The sequence below is a fragment of the uncultured Sphaerochaeta sp. genome (assembly GCF_963676625.2).
Taxonomy (GTDB): Bacteria; Spirochaetota; Spirochaetia; order Sphaerochaetales; family Sphaerochaetaceae; genus Sphaerochaeta.
In genome coordinates, this window is the sequence record NZ_CAXXYB010000005.1 from 124,672 (window position 1) to 149,986 (window position 25,315).

Annotated in this window: 17 protein-coding genes and 1 pseudogene; 7 read left to right on the top strand and 11 right to left on the bottom strand. The window is 38.1% G+C overall.

Going from position 1 to position 25,315, the window contains the following annotated elements; genetic code table 11:
- Positions 1 to 16: 16 nt before the first annotated feature.
- Positions 17 to 547: pseudogene (locus tag ACHZBG_RS10245) on the bottom strand (ATP-binding protein).
- Here ACHZBG_RS10245 and ACHZBG_RS10250 point away from each other — a divergent pair.
- Positions 456 to 827, top strand: coding sequence for an ATP-binding protein (locus ACHZBG_RS10250; protein WP_320129403.1), 372 nt, complete (start codon positions 456 to 458; stop codon positions 825 to 827). The pseudogene ACHZBG_RS10245 and the gene ACHZBG_RS10250 sit on opposite strands and share 92 nt — an antisense overlap.
- 523 nt (positions 828 to 1,350) lie before the next feature.
- Here the strand turns inward: ACHZBG_RS10250 and ACHZBG_RS10255 are convergent.
- The 5 genes from ACHZBG_RS10255 to ACHZBG_RS10275 form a co-directional block, all read right to left on the bottom strand.
- Positions 1,351 to 2,589 carry a DUF262 domain-containing protein gene (locus ACHZBG_RS10255; protein ID WP_320129358.1) on the bottom strand — a complete coding sequence of 413 codons (1,239 nt, stop codon included), beginning with the start codon at positions 2,587 to 2,589 and terminating at the stop codon, positions 1,351 to 1,353.
- A 43-nt stretch (positions 2,590 to 2,632) separates the two neighbouring features.
- Complete coding sequence (locus tag ACHZBG_RS10260; RefSeq protein WP_320129359.1) at positions 2,633 to 4,261, bottom strand: RNA-binding domain-containing protein; 1,629 nt, start codon at positions 4,259 to 4,261, stop codon at positions 2,633 to 2,635.
- A 250-nt stretch (positions 4,262 to 4,511) separates the two neighbouring features.
- Positions 4,512 to 7,643 (bottom strand): type I restriction endonuclease subunit R, encoded by a 3,132-nt coding sequence (locus tag ACHZBG_RS10265; protein ID WP_320129360.1) that lies wholly within the window; start codon positions 7,641 to 7,643, stop codon positions 4,512 to 4,514.
- Entirely contained in the window at positions 7,640 to 8,980 is a 1,341-nt protein-coding gene (locus ACHZBG_RS10270) for a restriction endonuclease subunit S (RefSeq protein WP_320129361.1), read from the bottom strand. The genes ACHZBG_RS10265 and ACHZBG_RS10270 overlap by 4 nt, the downstream gene beginning before the upstream one ends.
- Complete coding sequence (locus ACHZBG_RS10275) at positions 8,970 to 10,526, bottom strand: class I SAM-dependent DNA methyltransferase (RefSeq protein WP_320129362.1); 1,557 nt, start codon at positions 10,524 to 10,526, stop codon at positions 8,970 to 8,972. The genes ACHZBG_RS10270 and ACHZBG_RS10275 overlap by 11 nt, the downstream gene beginning before the upstream one ends.
- Before the next feature lie 612 nt (positions 10,527 to 11,138).
- On the opposite strand from ACHZBG_RS10275, the gene ACHZBG_RS10280 reads away from it, so the two are divergent.
- The 6 genes from ACHZBG_RS10280 (at position 11,139) to ACHZBG_RS10305 (ending at position 17,660) form a co-directional block, all read left to right on the top strand.
- Positions 11,139 to 11,582 carry a DUF6932 family protein gene (locus ACHZBG_RS10280; protein ID WP_320129363.1) on the top strand — a complete coding sequence of 148 codons (444 nt, stop codon included), beginning with the start codon at positions 11,139 to 11,141 and terminating at the stop codon, positions 11,580 to 11,582.
- The gene (locus tag ACHZBG_RS10285; protein ID WP_320129364.1) at positions 11,579 to 12,508 is read left to right on the top strand and encodes a hypothetical protein; all 930 of its coding nucleotides are present in this window, start codon (positions 11,579 to 11,581) and stop codon (positions 12,506 to 12,508) included. The genes ACHZBG_RS10280 and ACHZBG_RS10285 overlap by 4 nt, the downstream gene beginning before the upstream one ends.
- A gap of 242 nt (positions 12,509 to 12,750) precedes the next feature.
- Positions 12,751 to 13,962, top strand: a complete 1,212-nt coding sequence (locus tag ACHZBG_RS10290; protein WP_320129404.1) for an IS256 family transposase — start codon at positions 12,751 to 12,753, stop codon at positions 13,960 to 13,962.
- Between the two features lie 907 nt (positions 13,963 to 14,869).
- On the top strand, positions 14,870 to 16,015 hold the full coding sequence (locus ACHZBG_RS10295; RefSeq protein WP_320129365.1) for a DEAD/DEAH box helicase: 1,146 nt from the start codon (positions 14,870 to 14,872) through the stop codon (positions 16,013 to 16,015).
- Positions 16,016 to 16,104: 89 nt separating this feature from the next.
- Entirely contained in the window at positions 16,105 to 17,043 is a 939-nt protein-coding gene (locus tag ACHZBG_RS10300) for an SAM-dependent methyltransferase (RefSeq protein ID WP_320129366.1), read from the top strand.
- A 347-nt stretch (positions 17,044 to 17,390) separates the two neighbouring features.
- The gene (locus tag ACHZBG_RS10305; protein ID WP_320129367.1) at positions 17,391 to 17,660 is read left to right on the top strand and encodes a VF530 family protein; all 270 of its coding nucleotides are present in this window, start codon (positions 17,391 to 17,393) and stop codon (positions 17,658 to 17,660) included.
- Between the two features lie 230 nt (positions 17,661 to 17,890).
- On the opposite strand, the gene ACHZBG_RS10310 is transcribed toward ACHZBG_RS10305, so the two are convergent.
- From ACHZBG_RS10310 to ACHZBG_RS10330, 5 genes are all read right to left on the bottom strand, one after another.
- The gene (locus ACHZBG_RS10310; RefSeq protein WP_320129368.1) at positions 17,891 to 20,209 is read right to left on the bottom strand and encodes a glycoside hydrolase family 3 C-terminal domain-containing protein; all 2,319 of its coding nucleotides are present in this window, start codon (positions 20,207 to 20,209) and stop codon (positions 17,891 to 17,893) included.
- Positions 20,210 to 20,214: 5 nt separating this feature from the next.
- A complete protein-coding gene (locus ACHZBG_RS10315) occupies positions 20,215 to 21,048 on the bottom strand; it encodes a carbohydrate ABC transporter permease (protein WP_320129369.1) in 834 nt (277 codons plus the stop codon).
- Between the two features lie 16 nt (positions 21,049 to 21,064).
- A complete protein-coding gene (locus ACHZBG_RS10320) occupies positions 21,065 to 21,970 on the bottom strand; it encodes a sugar ABC transporter permease (protein ID WP_320129370.1) in 906 nt (301 codons plus the stop codon).
- A gap of 73 nt (positions 21,971 to 22,043) precedes the next feature.
- On the bottom strand, positions 22,044 to 23,351 hold the full coding sequence (locus ACHZBG_RS10325) for a sugar ABC transporter substrate-binding protein (RefSeq protein WP_320129371.1): 1,308 nt from the start codon (positions 23,349 to 23,351) through the stop codon (positions 22,044 to 22,046).
- Positions 23,352 to 23,470: 119 nt separating this feature from the next.
- Positions 23,471 to 25,315 carry a histidine kinase gene (locus ACHZBG_RS10330; protein WP_320129372.1) on the bottom strand — a complete coding sequence of 615 codons (1,845 nt, stop codon included), beginning with the start codon at positions 25,313 to 25,315 and terminating at the stop codon, positions 23,471 to 23,473.

A 25,315-nucleotide genomic window follows, 5' to 3' on the forward strand; every position in this document is an offset into this window, starting at 1 on the left:
ACCCCCACTTGGGGAGTTATAGAATATCAAAAGCAAACAGAGTGAATGATGCTGCCTGAACACGCCCTAGAATGGCTTGTCCCAAGGCAACATTGCCAATGACAGTCGGCCAGTTCTCCGGTGGAAGCTGGGTGCAGATGATTGTTGAAGTAGCATCATACCGGTTTTCCATCAATTCCAGGAGAATGGCCACCCATTGCTTGTCAGGTTACTGGCAAAGCCATTCATCAATCAGCAACACCGGGAACCTGCTGTAATAGGCCAGACGCTTCTCGTATTTGTCCGTATCAGCCTTGTCCAGCCGGGCAAGTTCCCTCATGAGAGCCGAGAATGCCACCACTTTCGTCCTGTAGCCGGATTCACAGGCATTGCGAGCCAATGCCCGGGAAAGGAAGGATTTGCCGTTATGAAAGATATTCCATAACGGCAAATCCTTTTTTGCCCAGGCACTGGGAATTGAGGCATGCAGACAACAATACAGGACCAAGTATCTTGAGGACACCCAAGGTTTCCTTGAGGATTTGGAGCTGTTGAAAGCTTCAGACACAAAGAAGTTTAAAGGAAAGTTTTCTTACTATACTCGCCTTCAGGTTTTAATCCTGGACGACTTCCTCTTGATGAAGGTACCAAATGATACCCAACTGGGGATCCTCTTCAACCTTATCAAGGAACGGGAGGGCCAGAGAACAACAATTGTCTGTTCCCAGTTCTTCCCAGAGGGATGGAAAGACCAACTTGGCTCAAGCGCTTTAGGAGATGCGATTACCAGACGAATAGTTGACAACGGCTATTTGCTTTATATCGCAGCAGGCCCAAACGGTAAATAACTCTGATAAAACAGCCCTGCCTGAGGTAATGTCTGGCACAGGGTCTGTCCCGCACTAACGAAATCTGTCCCGTTAATGGCAGACTGCTGGTCCGTTTCAGCCGGAGAATGCACAAGCTACCAAAGACTCGCACAATTGAGAAAACAGAAATCAAAATGACAAAAAATTGATTCCAATGAAAGATTCTCTGCCAGAACTGTAATCTAATTTAATACATGGACGCGTTCATCAAGAGTGGCAAGAACTACAAGGAAATTATGAACTCTCTGAACATCGATGAGAAATGATAGCTCAGATGCCTAACTGGCTTTTGAGTGTAACTTTCTTGCAGAGTTCACATACATCTATCCTTCTCTAAAAATATGGTTAATCATTGAGAAAAACAGTAATGAAAATACAGGTTTTAAACCTTTGATATTTGTCCAAGAATTTAGGAGGTTTATAAATAGATGATTAAATAACCTAGGTCCTTGAAAGAATCATATTCTTCTCAAGAATCCAAGGCTATTTCGAAAAAGGATATTTAGACAATATTATTACTTTTGGAAGCATTACATTCGGAACAAGCAACTTGTCCATTTTGAACAGTTGTTTTACCCCCTCTACTCCAAGGAATTATATGGTCAGCTTGCCAGTTATCCCATTCGCATTTTTTACCATCACAGTGTATTTTCAACTGACACATTCCATTATCTCTTCGATAAATAGCAAGTCTTTGTTCTTGAGTAAACATCCTTTGATTGTCTTTTGGTTCAATATCAGGAATGGCTTCAAATAATTTTCTACAAAGGTAGTCATTTCTCCACTGTAAAGAGTCAATAGCATCTGTACTATGACTAATTTTCTCATGATAGGTTATTACTTCAGAATCTGCTTGATCTTCTGGGAGTAAAATATTTTCTTTTCGATATTGCTCAAACTGAATAAACCAAGCTGCTATTGCCTGACCTCGATTAGTAATATCAAATCTTTCAAGAAGATAGGATATCAAGATATATAATGAAATAAAACCATACCGTTCTAATTCAGGTGTTTTTTCAGGGAACATATTATATAAGAAATCTAATACCCTTTTTATTTTTCTTGCTTTTGGACTCGAAGAATCGAAATTCATATTATCTTTATACATTTTATTTAAATCATGATCTTTAATATTAGATGGCTCTCCATTTAATTCAATCAAGGTGATTTGTGCTGCTACATGATCATGTGTATACCTTGAATTATTGAATTTGATGGAATCGGTAAATACTTTATGAAAGGTCAAGCTTTTGATAAAATTCCGCATTTTCCCAGGCATAGCATTTCTCTTTTCCTGAGCTTTTAATGTTGTACCATTTTGCAGTCTTAAAAACATTTCGCGAACTTCATCCTCTTCCGCGTCAGTAATGACAATCATATCTAAAGAATAAACATCGAAATCACTTCGTATGGATAAAGGTAATTCATTATAAGAAAGGTTTTTTACTACTTCACCTAAAACAGAATCACATTCTTTCAATAGGTTATATTCACCGTTGATAAATGACCAGATAGCACGTAAACGTTGTTGCCCATCAACAACTTCATATTTTTGTGGTGATTTACTAATCTGTCTTAAATACAATTTAGGAATATCATAGCCCCGGATGATAGTATCCATAAGCAATTGTTTCTGAGCAACTGTCCAAACAGCAGGTCTTTGATAATCTGGATTAGTATCAATCTTTTCTCTCCAACCATAAGTGGTGGTAATAGGCCACGGTTTTTTGTTCATGTCCATACATATTTCTCCTAGTATTTAAATTAATGATAACTTTTAACTATTAATGTTTTGAAAATCGTTGATTGACATATTCAACCAATCTGGGACCTTCTAATTTATCGGTGGCAGGATTAGTCCTTACATAAAATTCATTATTATCAAGGTAACAAGCAATATCAGAAGCTTTGCATATTACTTCTAAAACCATTTTATCATCTATTACAACTATCTGCCAATTTATGTAAGTATAGTAGTTTTGACCTATCCTTTCTTTTAGAAGGTTTTTCCAATGGAGGAGAAATTTATCCTTATTCTTATGAAAAGTATCAATCTCGTGATCCAACCCACGGATCTCTCCATAGTCACTAACACCGATTAAAAGAGTTCCTCCGTCAGTATTGAGAAAAGCTACTATTGTTTTCAAAGAGGATGTTTCTATATATTTCTCTTTAGTTTCTTTTGCTACATCGATACTCAGCGTTTCTTTAAACTCAATATTTTTAGATTCTCCTTCTCTGATTTTAGACCGAACTCTATCAGCATCAGACAGAAGATCTAGAGCATCAGCAAGTTTATCAATTCGTTTCAATAAAAGATCAGTGCCCAAAGGGTTAATTGCCATTTCACTTGTTATGCTATCAACAGAAATTTTCAATTTATTTAGTTTTCTATTCGCTTTGATAATTTGATCTTGAATATTTAAAGGAGGAAGCACAACCATCGATTTTTCTAGCCGAGCTTTTGTCAAATGATTGATATATGATTCAGAAAATAATGAGTTAAGAATAAGTCTGCCAAGAGTTGTTTGAAAGAAAAGAGTAAGATATTCATTTGATACAGAATTCTTAAGTACTATTTGAAAATAATTGTGATGCTTTAATTTAAATTCTTCAATCTTCCTGACTACAGAAGAATTGCCAATACGTGGTACATATATGGCATTTCCAAAATCTTCAAACTTTGCGCCGGATTGAATGGTTTTTATACTTTCCGCTAAATCAGAAAGTTGATATTCTTCAAACTCACTGAATTGCAATTTTAGTCTTTCTATTTGAGGTAAAATATGCAAATTGCCAAATCCCCAAAAACTTTCTTTCTCTACGAATTTTCCGCTTGTAATTTCCAGACCGTTTTTCTTCGATTTATAGTTTTGTACAATTTCCTGGATTTGATCTATCTCTAAAATTTCGGCTAAAAATAATTTCCCAGTGTTATTTCTAGAAATAATTGCGAGAATTGGAGTAACTTTGGTATATGGATCTAAAATCCCCTCGGGAGCTCGAATATAAGCATTTATAAAAAATCCATGACTGTTTAGTTCTTTTTCAAAAGCTTTGCCATCATTTGTAGAATAACCACTAGGTTCAGCTGTAATTATAGCTATACCTTCTTTTTCAAGTTTACTCGATAATTCAATTATATCAATAAAATTTTCTCTATAGCTTTTTTTAAGCAATCCTTTTGGATACTCTCTTTTTGGCATCCCAAAAGGCAAATCCCCTATAATCAGATTGTATTTTTTCTTGTCTGGTATCTCAGCAGGGTATTCGATAAAATCTAATCTTATTTCTGGATATACTCTAAAGAGCATAAAATATGATTTTTTAAATAATAGGATTTTTTCTGGTTCGAATTGTTTTATAAATTCTTTCAGAAAGCATACCAATAGGTCAGTTAATTGTTTATCCATAAACTCTCCATAAGTTTACCTATATTTAATAGACATTACAGACAATAAAAATATTCAAAGTGTCGTATTCTTTGATTGTGGCAGATATAAATTTCAAAAAACTAATTTCTTTTAAAATATAAAAGAAAAACATATTATCCTGATGACTGAAACTCAACTATTTATGACAACATAAATAAAGAGGGTTAAATCAAAGTCTAGCGATAAATATTATCTATTTACTTTTCCTCTCATTACCCCCCCCTTATTGTTATGCTATCCAATCTCCGTACAGCTCTTCAGCTTGGTCAATAACCGTCTTGATTGCCCTCTCCTGCTTGTCTGGTGGGTACTTGTAGCGTTTGAGTATCCTCTTGATAGCTATTCTGATCTGAGCGCGTACAGACTCTCTTTGAGCCCAATCTATCTTTAGGTTTGCCTTCAAACTTTTCACAAGTTCCCGGGCAATGGCTTTGAGCGTATCGTCCCCAAGTTCACGAACTGCCGACTCGTTCAATCCCAATGAGTCGTAGAAAGCAATCTCGTCATCATTGAGGCCAAGTGATGCACCCCTTTTTCTGGCTTCTCTCATGTCTTTGCCCAATGCAATTAATTCTTCTATTACCTGTGCTGTTTCTATTGCCCTGCTCTCATATTTTTTCAAGGAAGCCTCCAGCATTTCAGAGAAAGCTTTAGCCTGGGTTACATTCCTGCTAGTCTTCGGATCTTTAATTTCCTGCTTTAACAACTTAGTTAGAAGCTCAACTGCCAAGTTTTTCTGTGGCATTCCCTTAACTTCTGCCAAAAACTCGTCAGTAAGAATCGAAATGTTAGGTTTATTCAAACCGGCAGCAGTAAAGACATCTACTACACCATCTGCTGACACAGCATCGGAAACCAATTGCTTGATTGCAAATTCGATATCTTCAGGACCTCTCTTCCCGTCTACTGTCTCTTTTGCTAGCGCAGAACGCACAGCCTGAAAGAATGCGACATCGTCACGTATTTCGGTTGTTTTCTCATGAGGAACTGACAGAGCAAAAGCTTGAGATAATTCAGTAACATATTTGAGAAAATCTTTCTTTCCATCTTTCTTAGCAAGGATAAATTCCTTTACATTGAGACTAACTCCCAATCTCTTGCTAGGCTGGGAGGAAAACCAATCAGCCCAGTCGAAACCATGTAATAAATCACAAACAATCTCATATTTCTCCATCATAATTGCAACGGCGGTTTCCTTGTCGATAGCGGTGTTTCCTTTCCCCCCTGATGCAGCATAGGTATTCAAAGCAAGTTTCAGACTGTCTGCTATACCAATGTAGTCGACAACAAGTCCTCCCGGTTTATCCTTGAATACCCTGTTTACCCTTGAGATTGCTTGCATCAAACCATGCCCTGCCATTGGTTTGTCGATATACATCGTTGTAAGTTCAGGCACATCAAAACCAGTCAGCCACATATCCCTGACAATAACAATCTTGAAAGAACTTTTAGAGTCCTTGAACTTATGGGCTAGATCTTTCCTCCTAGCTCCGTTTCGTATATGTTGCTGCCATGATAATTCATCAGATGCTGAACCAGTCATTACAACTTTCACGACTCCCGAATCATCATCCTCTGAAGCCCATTCAGGACGAAGAGCTGTTAATTTGTTATACATCTCAACACAAATACGTCGAGACATACAGACAATCATAGCCTTACCATTCAAGGACTCTAAACGACTTTCCCAATGGCTTACCAGATCTTTTGCAATCTGATTAAGCCTTTGTTCTGAACCGACCAAGGATTCCAAGGCTGCCCATTTTGATTTGAGTTTCTGTCTGGTATCGACTTCTTCAGATTCGGTGATTTCTTCAAATTCCGAATCGATATGGGGCTTTTCGCTTTCTTTCAATATTAGTTTTGCTAACCTTGATTCATAATAAATGGGAACTGTTGCATGATCTTCCACAGCTCTTTGAATATCGTAAATGGAGATATAATCGCCAAAAACTGCCTTTGTATTCTTATCAGCCAATTCTATAGGCGTTCCTGTAAAGCCGATGAACGAAGCATTGGGAAGTGCCTCGTGCAAATTCCTGGCATACCCATCAATGAAGTCATATTGGCTTCTATGTGCTTCATCTGCAATTACGACGATGTTCCAACGGTTAGAGAGCACTGGATATTGGGCTCCCTTCTCCTCTGGCATGAACTTCTGGATAGTAGAGAATACCACACCGCCAGAGGCTACCCTGAGCAGTTCCTTTAGCTTTTCTCGACTATCAGCCTGTACAGGTGTTTGCCTTAGCATCTCAGAGCAATCACTGAATGTCTGGAACAATTGGTTATCCAAATCATTGCGGTCAGTTATAACAACGATTGTCGGATTTTCCATTTGAGGATGTTGGATAATTTTCCCAGCATAGAAAACCATTGAAAGACTTTTCCCAGATCCTGTAGTATGCCAAACAACGCCTATACGCTTATCTCCCTTTCTCCTGAAGGCCTTACTTCCAAAAGGTGGATTATCTGCTGCTTCACTTGCGTAGGACTCAGTAGAAGCCCTTAACGTTTCTTCCACGGCTGTATTGACTGCATGGTATTGATGGTATGCTGAGATTTTCTTAATCCAGCTACCCTTGCTATCTGATTCAAACACTATGAAATACTTTATAAAGGCAAGTAACCGTTTCTTTTCGAAGACGCCTTTAATGAGAACTTCCATTTGGCTCATTGTTGATGGAGCAAGGTTTTCTCCTTCAATTGTCTTCCATACACTGAATCGTTCCTTATCTGAAGTAAGTGAACCCAAACGTGCTTCCAAGCCATCGGATATAGCAATCAAGCAATTGAAGTTGAATAAAGAAGGAAGCTGATATTTATAGGTTTGAATCTGGTCAAAGGCATTCCATATAGTTGTTTTTTCATTGGAAGGATTTTTTAATTCAAATATGGCAATGGGAAGCCCATTGAGAAAGACCAATAAATCTGGTCTACGATTGATCTTGTTCTCGATAATCGTAAACTGGTTGACTACAAGCCAATCATTCTTTGAGGGATCAAAGAAATCAACTACATGGGCTTTCTTTTCTATTAACCTGTCCCCTTTCCTATAGGAAACAGGAACGCCATCAACCAACATCCTGTGAAAAGCATGGTTCTGTTCTAACAAAGAGGGGGAAATAGTTCTTGTGATTCGTTTTGCTGCATCTTCCAAAGCAAGAGTCGGAATACCAGGATTGAGTGAAACTAGAGCGGAAAGCAACCGCTGAGGAAGGTAACTATCGTTATAGGATACCCGTTCAGCATAAAGCGTATCAGGGGCAATATTAGGCCCGGAGAGATATGAATAGCCAAGCTCCTTGAACAGCGAGATAGCTATATTCTCAACATCAGCTTCATTCAATCCAGTATTCATTTTGCTTTCTCCAAAATAGCATCGATATCAGGAATCTCAAGCTCACCAGAGATGAGTTTGGGAAGGAGATTGTCACGGAGATTTTTCAAATTTTTTGATTCATAAGTATTGTTGGTTATTTGTTTGATAATTATAGTGATGTAATTTTTAAAGTTATCAATAATCTCATTATTTGGGAAAATAGTTTTAATCATTCGAAAATTACTTTTACTTATTTCTTGAAATGTAGTGCCATTAGCGTTTCCTTTTATAAGTTCCATATTTTCTTTTAACCAGAAATACATATAGTTAGGAGGTAATTTACTTTCCTTTTTTACTGCGATAAATCCTTGATTAATCGAAACAGGAATATCAGTCAAAGATAAATATCCTATAGGAGCCCGTGACGATAGCAACAAAGTGCCTTTTGGTAGTAACTGTGAGGAAATTTGACTAACTCCTTGTTCTGTAATCTTGCGTTCAGTATTTATTAAAATTGGACTATCAGCATTTGATAAATCTTTAGGTGTTGCAAAAGAGAAATCACCATTCCAGAAAGATGTTTTTTTTGTACTGGGCGTGGATCCTCCAACAATATCAACTACCTCCCCAATATCTTTAATTTGCCAGCCTTTAGGTATATCTCCAAGTTCTGATTCTTCAAAAGAATCAGGAAACAAAGCATCAATCTCTGGAGAAAGCCCAGTCGGTTCCCCTGCTACTTTCTTACGAACAGGATCAAAATCAACAAACCAGCTTTTGAAGAGGGCTCGGGCCATTGATTCTAGGGTTTCGTTCATTTTATTAAGAAGGTCAATCTGGGCATCCAAAGGCACAAGAATTTTAGAAATTGCTTTTTGCAATTTAATTTCAGGATAACTAACAATTATTGATTGTAAGTCTTTTTTTGTTACATGCCCCAACCCTGTGGTTTGCTTGTTTCGTGCAATACTAATCAAATTTGGCTTTATATATTTCATGATGTAATAAAAAAAGTCAGGTTCACATATTTTTTTTACAATAATTTTATATATATGCTGATTCAACCAGCCTTCCATTTCTCTCCAATAATGAATATCAATTGAAGTTTCTGGTTGACCAGACCAACAAAAAAGCATGTCACCTTTTTGAATAAATATAGAATTATTATAAGAAGAATCCGTAAATTTTGTTTGAACAGATATTCCATTTTTAATTTCTGATATCTTAATAATTGGTCGACCAATTTTTGAGAAATTTATTTCACGGAATGCTAATCCATTAACCCATGTAGCAAGTTCATACAAAGGGATTTGAGTCCACTTTGAAGGAAAATATGGAGTATATAATTGAAAATTTTTCAGATAATCAATTTCCATATCCCAGTACCTTTAGATTCTTAAAAATCTCTTTGGAAAGCTCTTCTGATTGAGCAACTTGTTCCTTGAGTTTTGCAGTTAACCGCTTCATCTTGTCATCAAAGTCTTCGTCATCTTCCTCAATGTCTTCCGCCCCTACATATCGACCTGGAGTTAGGATATAATTTTGGTTTTCAATCTCCTCCCTTTTAGCGGAGAAACAAAAGCCTTTAATGTCTTCATATGTTTTCTCAACACCCTCATCTCCTCTCCAGGCATGATAGGTATCCTTTATTAATGCAATATCTTCATCACTGAATTCTTTATGTGTTCTATCAACCATAGAACCCAATTTTCTTGCATCAATAAATAAAGTTTCCCCGGTACGAGCCCTGAATTTAGAATCTGCCTTATTTCTTGCAAGGAACCAAAGGCATACAGGAATTTGAGTGGAATAAAAAAGCTGTCCAGGTAGAGAAATCATGCAATCAACCAAATCGTCATTGACCATTGCTTTTCGGATTTCTCCCTCACCTGAAGTATTGGAAGACATAGAACCATTTGCCAAGACAAAACCAGCCAATCCATGTGGTGCAAGGTGAGCAAGAAAATGCTGAACCCAGGCAAAGTTAGCATTATTAGCAGGAGGAAGACCGTATTTCCAGCGAACATCATTTTGAAGTTGTGGTTGTCCCCAGTCCTTCATATTAAATGGAGGGTTTGCCATAACAAAATCGGCCTTTAATGTCGGGTGAAGATCATTAAGAAAAGAATCTCCGTCTCTAGGTCCAAGGTTTGCACCTATTCCCCTGATAGCCAGGTTCATCTTTGCCAGTCTCCAGGTAGTGGCATTTGATTCCTGTCCAAACACCGAGATATCCCCTACTTGTCCTGCATGGCTTTCAATGAATCTTTCAGATTGGACAAAGAAACCACCGGAACCACAGGCAGGGTCAAATACACGGGAATTCTTGAAAGGAGAAAGCATTTCAACAATCAACGCAACTATACATCTTGGAGTAAAGAATTGACCGCCATTCTTTCCTTCGGCAGAAGCAAACATAGTGAGAAAATATTCATACACTCGACCAAGGATATCTTTTGATCTGTTTTCTTTGTCACCAAGTCCGATAGTTCCTATAAGATCGATCAATTCTCCAAGCTTGTCACTCAGCTCATGCTGATACCTTGAATAGTTTTTTGGAAGTACCCCTTTAAGTGACTTGTTATCTTTCTCAATTGAATCCATTGCATCATCAATCAGACTTCCAATATTTGGAAGTTTTGCGTTTGCCTGAATAAATGACCATCTGGCCTGCTTTTGAACCCAAAACACATTCTTTGCAATATATTCATCTACATCTTCAGGATCTGCTTCAAGTTCTTCTCTAAGTTCTTTATGCAATTCCTCGAATGAATCGGAGATGTATTTCAAGAAGATGAGCCCCAATACAACATGTTTGTATTCTGCAGCATCCATATTGCTTCGTAATTTATCAGCAGCAGCCCATAGGGTAGCTTCAAACCCTAATGAAGCCCCATTGGTTTGTTTCTTTGTTTTAGCCATATTTCCTCAAAAAAGGGAATCTGTACAACAAATAACCATTTGACGGTACAAAACCCAAAGTAAATTTGCGTTTACTATAGCATGAAAATATAGCTGATTGAACAAAATTACATTAAAAGGATGAAAAATGGAGTGCTAAACAATAAGGGCAAGTTTAAATTCAGATTTTAATCGTAATAATAGATTTCTGCCACTTCTAATAGGTATTACCATATTTTTTTACAAAGAACTATTTGTAATAATAATTATGATTAAAGCACAATAGGATATTGATTTAAGTTTATTATTTTCACCTAATAAATTCTTTATTGATTATCAAATATTGAGAGGATTTGAGATCGAAATTTAATAATGCTATTTATTATTGCTATAATAAGACCTTATATTTAATATATTTTTTAATTACTTAGGATATTAATTTTCATTATTCCAAATTGACTCATCTAAATTCAACAAATAGATGACTTCAAAACTTTCTGTGCCAAAGACAAAAGACAATAAATTTGTTTTTCTTGACGTAGAATAATCACTAGCCTAATATAACTAATAATAAAGAATTAATATTCTTTGTTTATATTGAAAATTTTAGCAATATTGCGAAGAAGGTTTGCAATGAGTTTTTCACCTTTGTTCTCTCCAGGCTTTAATGATATTGAAGATAAATCTCTTGAAAAATATTTTTTGAACGGATTCCCTGGATCGAAAACTAGAAGTCAATTAATTGAGGGATTAAAAATATATATTTCAGCTTTAAAAAATTATTTATTTACATATGAAATATGGATCGATGGTTCTTTTGTAACAAATAAGATGGATCCTGGAGATATTGATCTCCTAGTATTATTTTCCAGTTCAGATTACAATTCTTTATCTTCCTCTGATCAGAGAGCATTGGTTAAGTTGCTAGATAATTATTTGGCAAAGCAATCATTCGGCTGTGATGTATATTTTTGCGTATTAGAGAATGAAAAGTTAAAAAGTTATTGGAGAGGATGGTTTGGTTTTGACAGAAGAGATGAACCAAAGGGTATTGCACGTATTAGGGTGAATATATGAACAAGAGCACAAATGAATTTCTTGAAGAAGCAAAGAAATTACTCATTGAATCGGATTTAAAAGCTAAAGAAGGCGATTTAGCTTATGAATTGCAATCTTGTTCTTTACGTTCTCATATAGACGAGTTAGAAAATAAAGTTAGAATTGAAAATATAGGTAGAGGCTATGAGTTACTTGATTTTAGAATGATAGTCGATTCATTTCAACCAGGTTCTGTTCCCCTCGATATTGTAGCAAAGATTGCAGATGAGTTTCGCAAAATGTTTGGACATGCTGCGCACCGTCTTGTACAGGTAGGTGCTGAGAAAAAGAAAGTCCCAAATTCAATATATAAAAACTTGAATTTACGGTTAATGGGCATTTTACCTGGATCTACGAGACTTCTTATTTCGGCAATTTCCAATAGAGATTTATTTGATGAGGGGTTGGCTAAAAATACAATCGAGCGATTTATTAATGTTTTGGAGACATATGGTGAAGGTGATAAGTTTCTTGAAGCTATAATGGACTTGGGTCCATCAAGTGCAAAAAATCTAAAGGATTTGTTCAACACTATCAACTCACTTTCAGGTGCTTTAGAAATTAATTGGAAACATGAAGGGCATACTATTCGGAATTGGATAGCATCTCCTGAACAGGTTTCTCGGATAACATCTGCGTTAGGATCAACTAAGATAAAAAAGGAAACGGAAAATTTGGTTCATGGAACTATAGAACTGTTGAGTAAACGTGAACGAATACATTTACGTACTGATAAAGGAAATTTGATTCGTATACTATTTCCTATTAAGCTCCTAGAAGAAGTTGAATCCCTGCATTTAAATCAAAAAGTGTTTTTACTCTGCAACATTACCCAAACTGAAAATCCTCTTACTAATGAATCTATTCAATATTATGAGTTAGTAAATATTGAAAACAATCAATAACATACATTACTACTGAATAATACTTTATAATAATTACAGTAACCCTTGGAAACATATTAATAACAAGGGCTTTTTGTTTTCATCTTTATACCTTAAATTCTTGACAGTTTAGATAATTGTTATGGCAGATTAATATTTTGAAAAATATATATACAAGATATAAAGACTCTGTAAATAAAACTGTGTAACTGCAAATTCTAGGTAGCCCGGTAAGGGCGGAGGAGTATAGAATGAGCAGTATCATGGAAAGAGACAAACTTGATCAGATGGCCGAAGAGTTGGCCAAGGGAGTCACCTCCGAAAAGGATCTGAGTGCCTCATTCTCAGAGTTGATGAAAAAGACCCTTGAGAAGGCCCTCGAAGCGGAAATGGATGTACATCTCGGCTATGGGAAGCATGAACCATCGGGCAGGAACAAGCAGAACAGTCGCAACGGGTACAGCAGAAAGAAGCTGAAGACAGAATCCGGTGAATTCGATCTGGAGACCCCTCGGGACAGGGAAAGCAGCTTCGCTCCCCAGATTGTGCAGAAGGGGCAACGGCGTTTCACCGGGCTGGACGACAAGATACTCCTGTTATATGCGAAGGGACAATCCACACGGGATATCGCCGAATCATTGCAGGAATTGTATGGGGTGGAAGTATCCCATACCCTGATCTCACAGGTCACGGAAGCCGTGGTGGATGAGGTGCGCGAATGGCAGGCCCGACCCCTGGACAGCGTATATCCGATCGTGTATCTGGATTGCATTGTGGTGAAGATCCACCAGGACAAGAGAGTCACCACGAAATCGATCTGCCTTGCACTGGGAATCAATACGGACGGCAGGAAGGAACTGTTGGGCCTCTGGATCAGCGAGAACGAAGGCTCGAAGTTCTGGATGTCGGTACTCACCGAGATGCAGCAGAGAGGGGTGCGGGATATCTTCATAGCCTGTGTGGATGGCCTTACCGGCTTCCCTGAGGCGATCAATGCCGTATTCCCCCGGACAAAGATACAGCTGTGCACGGTCCATATGGTGAGGAACTCGCTGAAGTACGTTTCCTACAAGGACAGGAAAGAAGTTGCACGGGACCTGAAAAGGATCTATGCTTCCCTTACCGTGGAAGAAGCCGAAACGGAGCTGGCGGCATTCTCGGAGAAATGGGATGCCAAGTACGGATCGATCAGCAAGATGTGGGAACGGAATTGGGAGAATCTGATTACCATGTTCGAGTATCCTGACGAGATACGGAAGGTGATCTACACCACGAATGCCATCGAATCACTGAACAGCGTCATCCGGAAGTGGACCAGGAATCGCAGGATCTTTCCCAATGACACCTCGGCGATCAAGATCGTGTACCTGGCCATCCAGCAGGCCTCGAAACGGTGGACCATGCCGGTCTGTGACTGGGGACCGGTCATAAATAGACTTTTGGTAGAATATGGGGATAGATTTTCCCATGCGTAAGAAAGCCAGTTACACAGGAAAATTTACAGACTCCAATTCTCGGTGCTTTCCAACCTGCAAGATAAATTAAATCTTGCTTCTTCAAAAATAATTTTGATTGAATCGGATCAATATTTTTTAAAACATCCTGAATATTTCGAGTATAGCTATAGCTCTTAGCATACTTAACTATTTCTGTTTCGGGAAATCTAAGTTTGAATTCCATTTGCTTACTTCCTGATTTTGCTGAAAACTTTTTCAAAAATTCAATATCGTTCAATCTAGGGTAAATCATTTTTTCTTATATTACTATTAAGAAAATGATTTTCTGACACGCAAGTTTTCACGCAAGTCTTACCCGTCTCAGCCCTTATTAGCCTTCATCAGCAAATGGTAAAAGTTGCTTTACTAAGTCTAATATTCATAGTAAGATACGGTAATAAATAGTAATTAATTGTAAGCTGTGTATAGATTCACACGGTAGAAGTCGTTGGTTCAAACCCAATCGCGCCCATAAAGGCAACTGATTTGTTAATAGCAAATTGGTTGCTTTTTTTTTAGCTCAACTCAGAATTCTGTGGGATTTGTATCATAGGTAGGTTCTCCTGCTTGCCTCCATGATCTTCCAGAAGAAGTACTGGGTGTCGCAGAAACCATAGGAAGCCGTCTTGATCAGGTTGTTCGCCCCTTCCTGTTTTCCTCACGAGATCAAGGACTTAGTATTGATGTGCCTCTTGATGGTCTTTGCATACCTCTGGATTTCCTCTACACCGATATCATCAATTGTACGGAGCTTTCATATCTTTTGGGATGCCATGCTTCTCTTTTGTGCATCTGTACTCTCAAGAGGCAATAGCGTATGATTCCCAAAGGATAGACTACCCTAGCCAATTAAGCAAACTAAGTAGTGTAAAAGGATCTAACGCATATGTCATTTATTTCTTTGGGAATCTCAGAATCTCTTTTAGCTGCTTTGGAGCGGGAAAACATAACAACACCCTATCCTATTCAAACAGAAGTAATTCCAGCAATTTTGGATAATAAGGATATTCTTGGCATTGCAAAAACAGGATCAGGAAAAACCCTTAGCTATGTATTGCCCATTCTTATGCAGTTGCAAAAAAAAGAAGTTCTGAAAAATAGGTATATCCAGGTGCTGGTCATGGTTCCTACAAGAGAGCTCGCTGCTCAAGTCCATTCCGTGTTTTCCAAGTATATCCAGGAGTCGGCATTGGATCTAAAAGCCTTGGCTGTCTTTGGTGGAGCTTCGATCAATCCACAGATGATGGCTATGAGAAATGTAAACATTCTCGTTGCTACCCCTGGCCGATTGTTGGAGCTCGTCTCTGTGAAGTCTGTTTTTTTATCTGATTTGGAAATAGTAGTTCTTGATGAAGCAGATAAAATGTTAACTGCCGGTTTTGAGGAGGAAATGGACCAGATATTTGCCCTACTTCCCAAGCAACGCCAGAATCTGCTTTTTTCGGCAACCTTGAGTGAGAGGATCAATTCCCTGGAAAAAGTTCTCTTGCATGATCCTTTGGTACTTAGGATAGATGAGGAATCAGATTCCATTGAGCACATAACCCAGAGTGCCTATTTTATTGCAGAAGATAAAAAAGGCCCTCTCTTGCGATACCTAATTACAAGTAGGAACATGAAAAAAGTACTGGTTTTCACCTCTTCGGTGGCAAGGGCTGACAGGGTTGCCGAAAAATTGCAAAAGAACGGTATTGAGGCCAGATCAATTCATAGTAAAAAGACTCAGGGAGCGAGAACAGACCTACTAAGCGCCTTTAAGCAAGGAAATTTAAGGGTGTTGGTTGCAACCGATCTTCTTTCCCGTGGAATTGACATTGAGTTTCTTCCCTTTGTAATAAACTATGAACTACCACGTTCTCCCAAGGATTTTATCCATAGGATAGGAAGGACAGGCCGAGCCGAGAATTTTGGTGAAGCCATTACGTTTGTCAAACCTTCAGAAGAAGCCCATTTCAAAGTTATAGAAAAGAAAATGAAGAAAAGAGTTCCAAGAATAGCCAATAAGAGTTTTGATATATCAAACCTATCGTAAGAATGGGCAAGTTTGTTGCTGTATACCTATCCTAGGGCGCTTAGGCATAGAATGGAGCAGAAGTTATCGTAAGGGAAAAAGGCATACTATTGGGCAATACTTTTGAGCAAAACTATTTTTACGTTATTAATTATCCCGAACAAGAAAGAGAGTTATGTCTTTTAGAGATGAAAAGCCTTTTTAATAAGGATCTAACCAAGAAATACTTTTTTTCTTCTAGAAACATTGATCCTTCGCGAAGTCCTTTCATTAAATTAAGAATTTCCCTTCTTTATACTGCTTCTTCTTTACAAGAGTTAGTGCAGATCCTAAGTAATGAAAAAATTACCGTCAATAATTTCAAATTTGCAAGATTCAGAATTGAGGAAGGGAAACTCGATTATGCAACCTGGATACAAAGCGTTACAGAGCTAGGCAAAGTCATTCAGGGTGAAGTGGATATGAAGAACCCTACTATCCAGTTTGGTACTACCCTGATTGATGGCCTTTGGATTTTTGGCATCTACGAAAAGAATGAGAATCCTTGGGAAAAGCACAACTTGAAACCATACACTAATAGTAATTCCTTGGAAACACGTACAGCTCGAGCTATTGTCAATATCGCAGTTGGCCAGCAGGGACAAACCAGATTAGTAGATCCCTGTTGCGGCGTAGGAACGGTAGTGCTTGAAGCTCTTTCCTTGGCAATTCCCGTGATTGGTTATGAGATTAACTGGATCATTGCAAAACAAGCTGAGCAAAACATTTCATACTTTGGATATGATAGTTGTATAGTAAATGGTGATATGCAAAAGATAACCGAAAGGTATGATGTGGCAATAATTGATCTACCCTATGGTTTGTTTACCCCTGTCACCCATAAACAACAGATGGATATAATAAATTCTTCTAGGCGCATCACCCAAAAATTAGTAATGATTACAGGCATGGATATGGACAAGGATATAATTTCTGCAGGCTTTACCATAGTAGATCGGTGTACGGTCAACAAAGGATCATTTGTCCGTTTTGTACGGATATGTTATTAAGTATGTAAAGTTTCTATCACGTATTACCCTATAAAGTGATGCCCAAATTATAGCCCTCTGGTTTTGAAGATTCTCCTAATTATATTTGTAGTTTTTATTGTTCTGGAAAATTTTCTGTGAAAAGGTTATGATACTCACATACTGAAGGATCTCCTGGAAAATGTTAAAAAAACAGGAGATAGCATGCTTTTTCTCCAAGTTGATAATGGTAGTATTGCCAGGAATTTGTATGGAAAGTTATGATTTAAAGCTATTGTCAATAACCTTATAGTTTCTGAGATACAACAGTATGGATAGTAAAATATTACTTACAAGCTAGTGACTTTCTCAATAAAGGAATGTATTCGATGCGCACCAAATCTGATTTGCAGGAACAACCAAACAACCCACTTCATGGAGTGACGCTTGAGCAAATGCTACGGCATCTTGTGATGTATTATGGTTGGAGAGAATTATATTATATCTTGGAAATTCGATGTTTCTATAACGACCCTGGAATAAAATCAAGTTTGAAATTCTTACGGCAAACTCCTTGGGCTCGTGCAAAGGTAGAAGAAATCTACCTTGATTTACTAGAAGAGGAGAAAGAATCAAGCGAGAATGAAACTGACTTTTAAAAGTTCATAAACGCCCTTCCCCCAAGAGATATAGGGTTCGGTTCTTGCCGGATTCGGCTTTTGGAGTCTTTATAAGAATGAACCAGATATAATACCATGAATGAATATAAAGGATTCATGAAAAAGGACGACCTTTCCTTTGCGTTGGAGGTGTACCACACTCCAACAAAGAGGGAAATGCCGCCCTTTTCTTTTCTTGTTAGCTTAGCAGTGTTAGATAAGCTTTGCTATCATTCATTTGCTTGGTCCAGTACCTTCTGTAGCGCTGCTTGCGTTACATTACCACCCAATAAGGAAGTAATGACGTTATAAATACCCATATAATTGCCTTTCAGCAAAGGTACCATGGTTTCAATCTGGTTTTCAGCAATAACACCTTCTCTTACAAGAAAATCAAGATAGAGTTTCTTGGCCTTCGGATTTTCAAAGACTGTTACATGCTGGCTATCCAAATATAATTTCTTATACTTTGGATGAGTTTGCTCAAACTCAATATAGATGCTTTCCTTGATATCAGAGGCACTCGAGGCTGCATAGATTCCAAATATCCCACTTTCAGCAACCCAATCACCTACTTCAGGATCAAAATATGACAAATCCCTTTCATTCAAGGTAACTGTTATCGTTTGTGTCTCACCGCATTTTAGATTGACTTTAGAGAAGGCCTTGAGTTCTCTTTCAGGACGTACCAATGTTGATTTTTCATCGGAAACATAGAATTCAACAATTTCCTTTCCTTCCATTTGACCAATATTAGTCAAATTCATGGAAACAGTAATTTGCTCACCATCCTTGTATGCCTTTTTATCGGTGGAAAGATCAGAATACCTGAAATCAGTATAGCTAAGGCCAAATCCAAAAGGGAAAAGGGGTTCAATTTTTTTCTTCTCATAATATCTATATCCCACAAAGATACCTTCACCGTACATATGGTGCCTTGCTTCCCCAGGGAAAAACAGATAGGAAGGAGTATCTTCCAACCTTTTGGGGAACGTAACAGGTAGCTTTCCAGACGGATTGGTATTGCCAAAAAGTATATTTGCAATTGCCTTTCCTATAGTTTCCCCGGGCAAGAATTGTTCAATGACAGCTTTGACCTTATCAAGCCAGGGCATCTCGACAGCATCACCGGTACTAAGGACAACGATTACATTCTTTTGGACTTCAGAAATTTTTTCGATGAGTTTAACATGACTATCATCAATTTTAAGATTTTTCCTGTCAAATCCTTCTCTATCATAGGCAGTCCATAAACCTACAAAGATAATTGCAGCATCTGATACCTTTGCATCCTCAACAGCTTTTTCAATCATTTCATCAGTACTCTTGCTCCGAAGCGAGTAACCTTCAGAATACAAGACTTCAATACCTTTTTCCTCGGCATCCTTGGTAATTTCCTCAAGAGGGCTTGTGATCTTTATCGGGTTTACCAAGGTGCAACCACCACCCTGATACCTTGGTTCTTTGGCAAAGGCACCGGATATAGCTATTTTTTTATACTTATCTGAGGTTACAGGAAGCACCTTGTCTTCATTTTTCAGAAGCACAATAGACTCTTCGGCAACCTTATTGCTTATTTCCCTATGAGCCTCAAAATCAATCTCATCAGTGAATCTTTCCTCTTTCTTTGCCATAATTGCAAATTCAACAAGACGCGATACGACTATATCCAGCTCTTCCTCTTGAATTCTTCCACTCTGGACTGCTTCCATTATTGACTTGTTGTTTTGTCTGTTTTCAGGCATATCCAGGTCATTTCCTGCAAAAAATGCTTGTATTCGATCTTTGACGCCACCCCAATCAGATACTACAATGCCTTCGAATCCCCATTCCTTCCTGAGAATATCGGTGAGCATTTTTTTGTTCTCTGCCATTTGCACACCATTTACAAGGTTGTAGCTGGACATGACAGTCCAAGGTTTAGCATTCTTTATCGCAATTTCAAACGGCAATAGATAAATTTCGCGCAAAGCTCTTTCATCTACATCAGAAGACATATTTATGCGCAGGGTTTCACTATTGTTTGCAGCGAAATGCTTGATGCTTGTACCGACCCCCGTCGATTGTACTCCCTTGATAAAACTTTCTGCAATTTTACCGGTCAGATAAGGATCTTCTGAATAATATTCATAGCCACGCCCGCCTAAAGGGCTACGCTTAATATTGATAGCAGGTGCAAGTAAAATATTGACTTTATAATATCGACATTCATCACCAAGGGTTTGAGCCATTTGCTCTATTAATTCTTGATTCCACGTTGCAGCAAGGGATGAACCTGAAGGATAGCAAACTGCCGGGTATTGCCCACAGATTGTAGGGGAATCCTGCGTCAAATCCGTTACTTTCAGAAAATCAGAGGTCTTTTGTGCTCTTTTTCCTTCGACGGGTTTCATGATTCTTACACCATTTGATCCATCAGCCATCCATATTGTCGGTATTCCCTTCTCTGGAATACCTTTTGTCTGCCACAGACCAACACCAGACAGAAGTGAGGTTTTTTCTTCCAATGTAAGGGACTTCACAATTTTCTCGATTTCATAGTTCTTCATTTTTATCATCCTTTTACGCCTGAAGTGGCAAAACTATCGATATAATATTTCTGTGTAAAGAGAAAAACGATTATCAGTGGGGCGAGCGCAAGGGTACACCCTGCCATAATCAAGGCATAATGCGTACTCTGTGATTGCTGGAATCTTTGCAACCCGACGGTCAAAGTCAACAAACTTTCTTTATTGCAGTAAATAAGGGGATTGATATAATCGTTCCAAGTCCAGGTAAATTGGAATAGAAGCATTGTTACAAAACCAGCTTTTACCAGAGGGAAACAGATTTGCAAAAAAGTCCTGAAGTGCCCTGCCCCATCAATTTCAGCAGCTTCCGTCAGTTCCTTGGGAATGGGTTCGAAATACTGCCTCATAAGATACACATTATAAGCCGAGAATATTCCCGGGAATATGAGTGCCCAAAAAGTGTTGTTCAGATGTAATTGCCCAAAATATATGTATTTGGGAAGAAGGGTAACTTGGACAGGTACCATCAAAGTTGCAAGATAGATTGCAAATAATATTTTCTTTCCTCTGAAGCGCAGTCTTGCAAACCCATAGGCAGCGATAGTAGATAAAATCAATGATCCAAAAAGAGTGATTCCTGTTACGAATATGCTGTTTTTATAATAATTGGGAAAGTTACTTTTCGTCCAGACAGTCAAGTAATTCGTATTATTTATGTTTTTTGGTATCAGTCTGATCGGAAACTCCATGACATCGATTTCGTTCTTGAATGAAGAAGATACCATCCAGAGGAAAGGAAAGAGGCACAGTACGGCAAAGATGGCGAGGACAAGCGTGAGTATTATTTTTCTTGATTTTTCTTGTGTACTATTATTCATACGATTTCATGCCTTATTAATAAGTAAATCGATCTTTTAGTTTTGTTTCGATGCCACTGATAACCAGAATAATGACAAAAAGCAAAACAGCTATCGAAGACGCATACCCGATATTAAGTTCCCTGAAGGCATAATGGTATATGCAATATACAAGTACATTCGTTGAATACCCTGGACCGCCTTCCGTTAAGATGTTTATCTGGTCAAATACCTTGAAGGAGTTCATGGTGGCTAAAATTGAAACAAAGAGGATATTACTTGCCATCAGGGGGAGAGTGATCGAATGAAAGGTCCTGAACGACCCGCATCCATCAATTTTAGCTGATTCATATACTTGTTTAGGTAAAGATTGAAGTGCTGACAAGAATATGATCATATAGTATCCGACATCATGCCAGACAGAGACTATGATTATACCTGCCAGTGATGAATTGCTCCTGGAAAACCATCCGGGAAGATCCTTCACTCCCAGCATGGAAAGGAAATTATTGACAGGCCCACCTTCTGGATTAAGCAAAATGAGCCACACATACGAAACTGATACCATTGCAGAAATATATGGCATGAAAAACATAAGTCTCAAAGGCACTTTGCAAAACACTTTCTTATTCAAGGCCAAGGCTACCAGCAAAGCCAAGAATATGGAAATCGGTACATAAGCAAAGGTATAGACGAAATTGTTTTTTAAGGCAGCAATAAGACGCGCATCGGAAAACATTGCCTTGAAATTATCAAGGCCAACAAATTTCACTGCACGTAGTCCTTGCATGGGATTCCACTTTGTATAACCAAGAATAAGAGACAATAGAATGGGCAGAGCTACAAAAACCACTATGCCGAGTATGTTTGGAAGAACAAATAAATACCCTGCTATCTCTTCATTGCGTTGTCTGTTGTTAAAATATGGCTTTCTTGTTTTCATTCTGCCCTCTGATCAGGATATGAGCATCCTCCTGTTTAATTTCAGAAGGATGCTACTGTAAGATTTACTAGGATTACTTTCCTGACTTTTCTTTTGCTATTGCTGCATCAGTGATAGTCTGGATTTGTTGCAATACAGCTTCAGCGCTTTTTTCACCATTGAAGAAAAGAGGAGTCTGTTCTTGCATGGATTGTTGATATTCCGCGGCAGCAGCACCAGTAGGTTTCTGGCTAACAGCACTCATTTCTCCGAAGAGAGGCCTAATGTCATTGATCTCAAGTCCAGATCCCTTGATGAAGGTTGAAATAAGTTCATCATCATAGGCTGGAATATAGCAGGGGTAATTCCCTGTACCGGCAATTCTCAAAGCTCCCTTTTCTACCATATAACGAATGAATCTCCAAGCTTCTTCTTTGTGTTCGCTGTTTGCAGGGATTGCAAGGATGGAAGCAGCAACGGAGAAATTATTCGAACTTTCAATGGATTCATCGAAACGTGGGAGTGGTGCAATACCAATCCTGAATGAATGAGGATAGTTTCCTTGGTCCTTTATGTTCTGGACAAGCCAGGAACCTGCCTGGACCATAGCACATTTGCCACCAAGAAAGTATGAGGCCTGGGTTGCCTTTGTTGCCTTGATCTGATTGAAAGAAAGTTGGTATCCAAGCGTATCAAGGGTATTTCGTCTTTCTAGCTGTGTCTTGAAGGATGCACTATTTATATTGGAAAGGCCATTCTCAGCATACCAGGATTCTTTTTCATTACCTACAGGAGCCCACTGTCCATTGAAGGTATGAGTATACGTTCCATATACTTTATTAGCACCTTCTCCATGTGTCAGCTTTCCAGCAATTTCCTTGTATTCATCCCAGGTCCAGGTGCCATCTGGGTATGGAATGCCCATTGCATCAAACATATCTTTGTTATACCAGATACCTTCAACGGTTGAACGGAAGGGATATCCATAGGTAACATTGTTATAGGTGGCATAATTCAGGATACTGCCAAAAGAAGCTTTCATATCGATTCCATCACGTTTGATGAATTCATCGAGAGGAGCATATATTCCATTTTTCATGCGTACCATCTGTTCACCATCAGAACCTGGCATTACATCTATATCGCCACCACCCATTGCCAGAATATCCAGCTGTACAAGTTTTTCCCCACCATTATCAGGAATTGAGTGAAACTGGACTTCGATATCAGGATTCTCTCTGTTGAAATCGTCAATAATCGATTGATCAGTCGGAGCCCAATCATAGAAGTGAATAAGTGTCTTTTTCACTGGCTTTGATGACGCTTCTTCTTTCTGTCCATTGGCAAATACAGGGAAAAACGCCATAAGAAATGCGAGAAAGAAAAGTAATGTTTTCTTCATTTTTTTCTCCTTGGTTCTGTTAGTATAAATTGGCTAAGTGTATTAAGCCCTGAACTTATTATTATGGAGGGAATAAATGATTGGATAGGCAGTAAATATTGATAATTAATCTGAAAATTTCATACGGTAGTCGGATTAGTTAATATTTCCTCCGAAATATTCAGGGGAATCGAAATAACAAATTCAGTACCTAGGTTTATTTCGCTTACAATGGATAAGGTGGCATTCCCATAATACGTAAGGGAAAGTCGTCTAAATACATTATATAATCCAATGCTTCTTGTTTCTTTTTGATATTCCAGGCCAGCTTTCTTCCATAATTGTCTGAGATAGCAAAGCGTATCAGTATCCATCCCTGGACCATCATCCTTTACCGCGATTTGGAGAAATTTGTTTTCTTGTGTTATATGAATGGAAATATGTTCCTTTTGCCCTGTCTGCTCAATTCCATGTTTTATGCTGTTTTCAATCAAGGGTTGCAACAAAAGGCGAAGAATCAATACTTTTTTTGGATCTACGTCACTAATGACTTCATACTGTAGATTATTTCCAAAATGATATTGGGAAAGTGCAACGTACAGTTTTGTGTTTTCAATTTCTTTCCATAACGGAATTTCATTTCCTGATATACTGATATTGGAACGGAAAAACTTACCGAGTTTGCATATCATTTCCGAAACTTCTTTGTTATTGTCCATCTGGGCGCGCCAATTGATGCTATCGAGGGTGTTATACAAAAAATGAGGATTAATTTGATTTTGCAAGGATTGTATCCTACTTTCCTTGATACTGATGGCAAGTTCCTGTTTTTCCAATTTAGAAAGATACACTTCATTTGCAAGATCGTGTATCCGATCCATAGTATAGTTGAATGAATCGTACAGATCATTGAATTCCTTTATATTCGAATGATCTTCGATTTTTACTTTGCCGGATTCAGCTTCTTTAAAGCAAGAAATTAAAAAATAAATTGGTTTTGTAGTGTATCGGCTCAAGATCATTCCCAGAAGGGTGAAAGCAGCTATTAGAAAAACCGAAAGGAAAAGGCATACACTCAGTATCAAAGAGCCGTCACGTTCAACTTCGGTACGATACGTCAAACAAATATAACTCCATCCCCTACCTTCGATTTGCATCTTTGTCATAAGGTATTCTTCGCCATTGAACTGAACATACCCAGAGGCAAGAGGATCGAACAAGAATTTTGTCCCTATATCCGTGGTTTCAGGTGCACTGATAATAATGTCATTGCTATCAATTAGATAGAATCTTTTGGTCGTTCTTGAATACTGGCTTACAATATCTGAAAACATTGAATTATCAAAGTAAACCAGCAAGTAGCCTAGTGATTTGCCTACAGTAAGATTCTCCTCCAGAGTATTGGTAGCGGAAGATTGTGTGGAAAATACTTTTCTTACAACAGGAATCGAGAGAATATTCTTTGTTGCTGAACTATTTTCATCCAACGATAAAGGAAGCCAGATTTCTTTTCCTGTCGATTTGACAACCTGTTCGACCCAAGGATAAGAATAGAGATTGATATTCATATCAAAGGTTTCCTTGCTACCAAGCACCGTTCCATTATTTGAAAATAATATGATGTTTCTGCAATCGTAGATTGCTTTGTTAAAGCGTCCTTTGTCTACCAAGCTATTATTTATCTTTGTCTGTATTTCCGCTATGTCTGGTTTTGCTCCAGAATTATATTCATAGCTAATGAGAATTGACTGTATATCACTATCAAAGGCCAGAGCAGAAGATACATTGCCTGCCTGTTGTGAAAGATAGGTGGCGCTTTTGCATAACTGAGAAACAAGCCATGAATCATCTCTCTGCACTCGTGAGAATGCACGCATATCCATTACTCTATAAAAAGTAATACCAGCAATTGATGCAGTAATTACGATGATTATGATAAAAAGTGTTATATATCCAGTTCTAATTGAAAATGTGCGATTTTTCAC

Coding starts and splice junctions, on each gene's coding strand:
- ACHZBG_RS10275 (WP_320129362.1), bottom strand. CDS start 10,526: ATGGCTAAAACAAAGAAACAAACCAATGGGGCTTCATTAGGGTTTGAA.
- ACHZBG_RS10305 (WP_320129367.1), top strand. CDS start 17,391: ATGCGCACCAAATCTGATTTGCAGGAACAACCAAACAACCCACTTCAT.
- ACHZBG_RS10285 (WP_320129364.1), top strand. CDS start 11,579: ATGAACAAGAGCACAAATGAATTTCTTGAAGAAGCAAAGAAATTACTC.
- ACHZBG_RS10310 (WP_320129368.1), bottom strand. CDS start 20,209: ATGAAGAACTATGAAATCGAGAAAATTGTGAAGTCCCTTACATTGGAA.
- ACHZBG_RS10260 (WP_320129359.1), bottom strand. CDS start 4,261: ATGGATAAACAATTAACTGACCTATTGGTATGCTTTCTGAAAGAATTT.
- ACHZBG_RS10270 (WP_320129361.1), bottom strand. CDS start 8,980: ATGGAAATTGATTATCTGAAAAATTTTCAATTATATACTCCATATTTT.
- ACHZBG_RS10290 (WP_320129404.1), top strand. CDS start 12,751: ATGGAAAGAGACAAACTTGATCAGATGGCCGAAGAGTTGGCCAAGGGA.
- ACHZBG_RS10325 (WP_320129371.1), bottom strand. CDS start 23,351: ATGAAGAAAACATTACTTTTCTTTCTCGCATTTCTTATGGCGTTTTTC.
- ACHZBG_RS10255 (WP_320129358.1), bottom strand. CDS start 2,589: ATGGACATGAACAAAAAACCGTGGCCTATTACCACCACTTATGGTTGG.
- ACHZBG_RS10265 (WP_320129360.1), bottom strand. CDS start 7,643: ATGAATACTGGATTGAATGAAGCTGATGTTGAGAATATAGCTATCTCG.
- ACHZBG_RS10320 (WP_320129370.1), bottom strand. CDS start 21,970: ATGAAAACAAGAAAGCCATATTTTAACAACAGACAACGCAATGAAGAG.
- ACHZBG_RS10315 (WP_320129369.1), bottom strand. CDS start 21,048: ATGAATAATAGTACACAAGAAAAATCAAGAAAAATAATACTCACGCTT.
- ACHZBG_RS10295 (WP_320129365.1), top strand. CDS start 14,870: ATGTCATTTATTTCTTTGGGAATCTCAGAATCTCTTTTAGCTGCTTTG.
- ACHZBG_RS10280 (WP_320129363.1), top strand. CDS start 11,139: ATGAGTTTTTCACCTTTGTTCTCTCCAGGCTTTAATGATATTGAAGAT.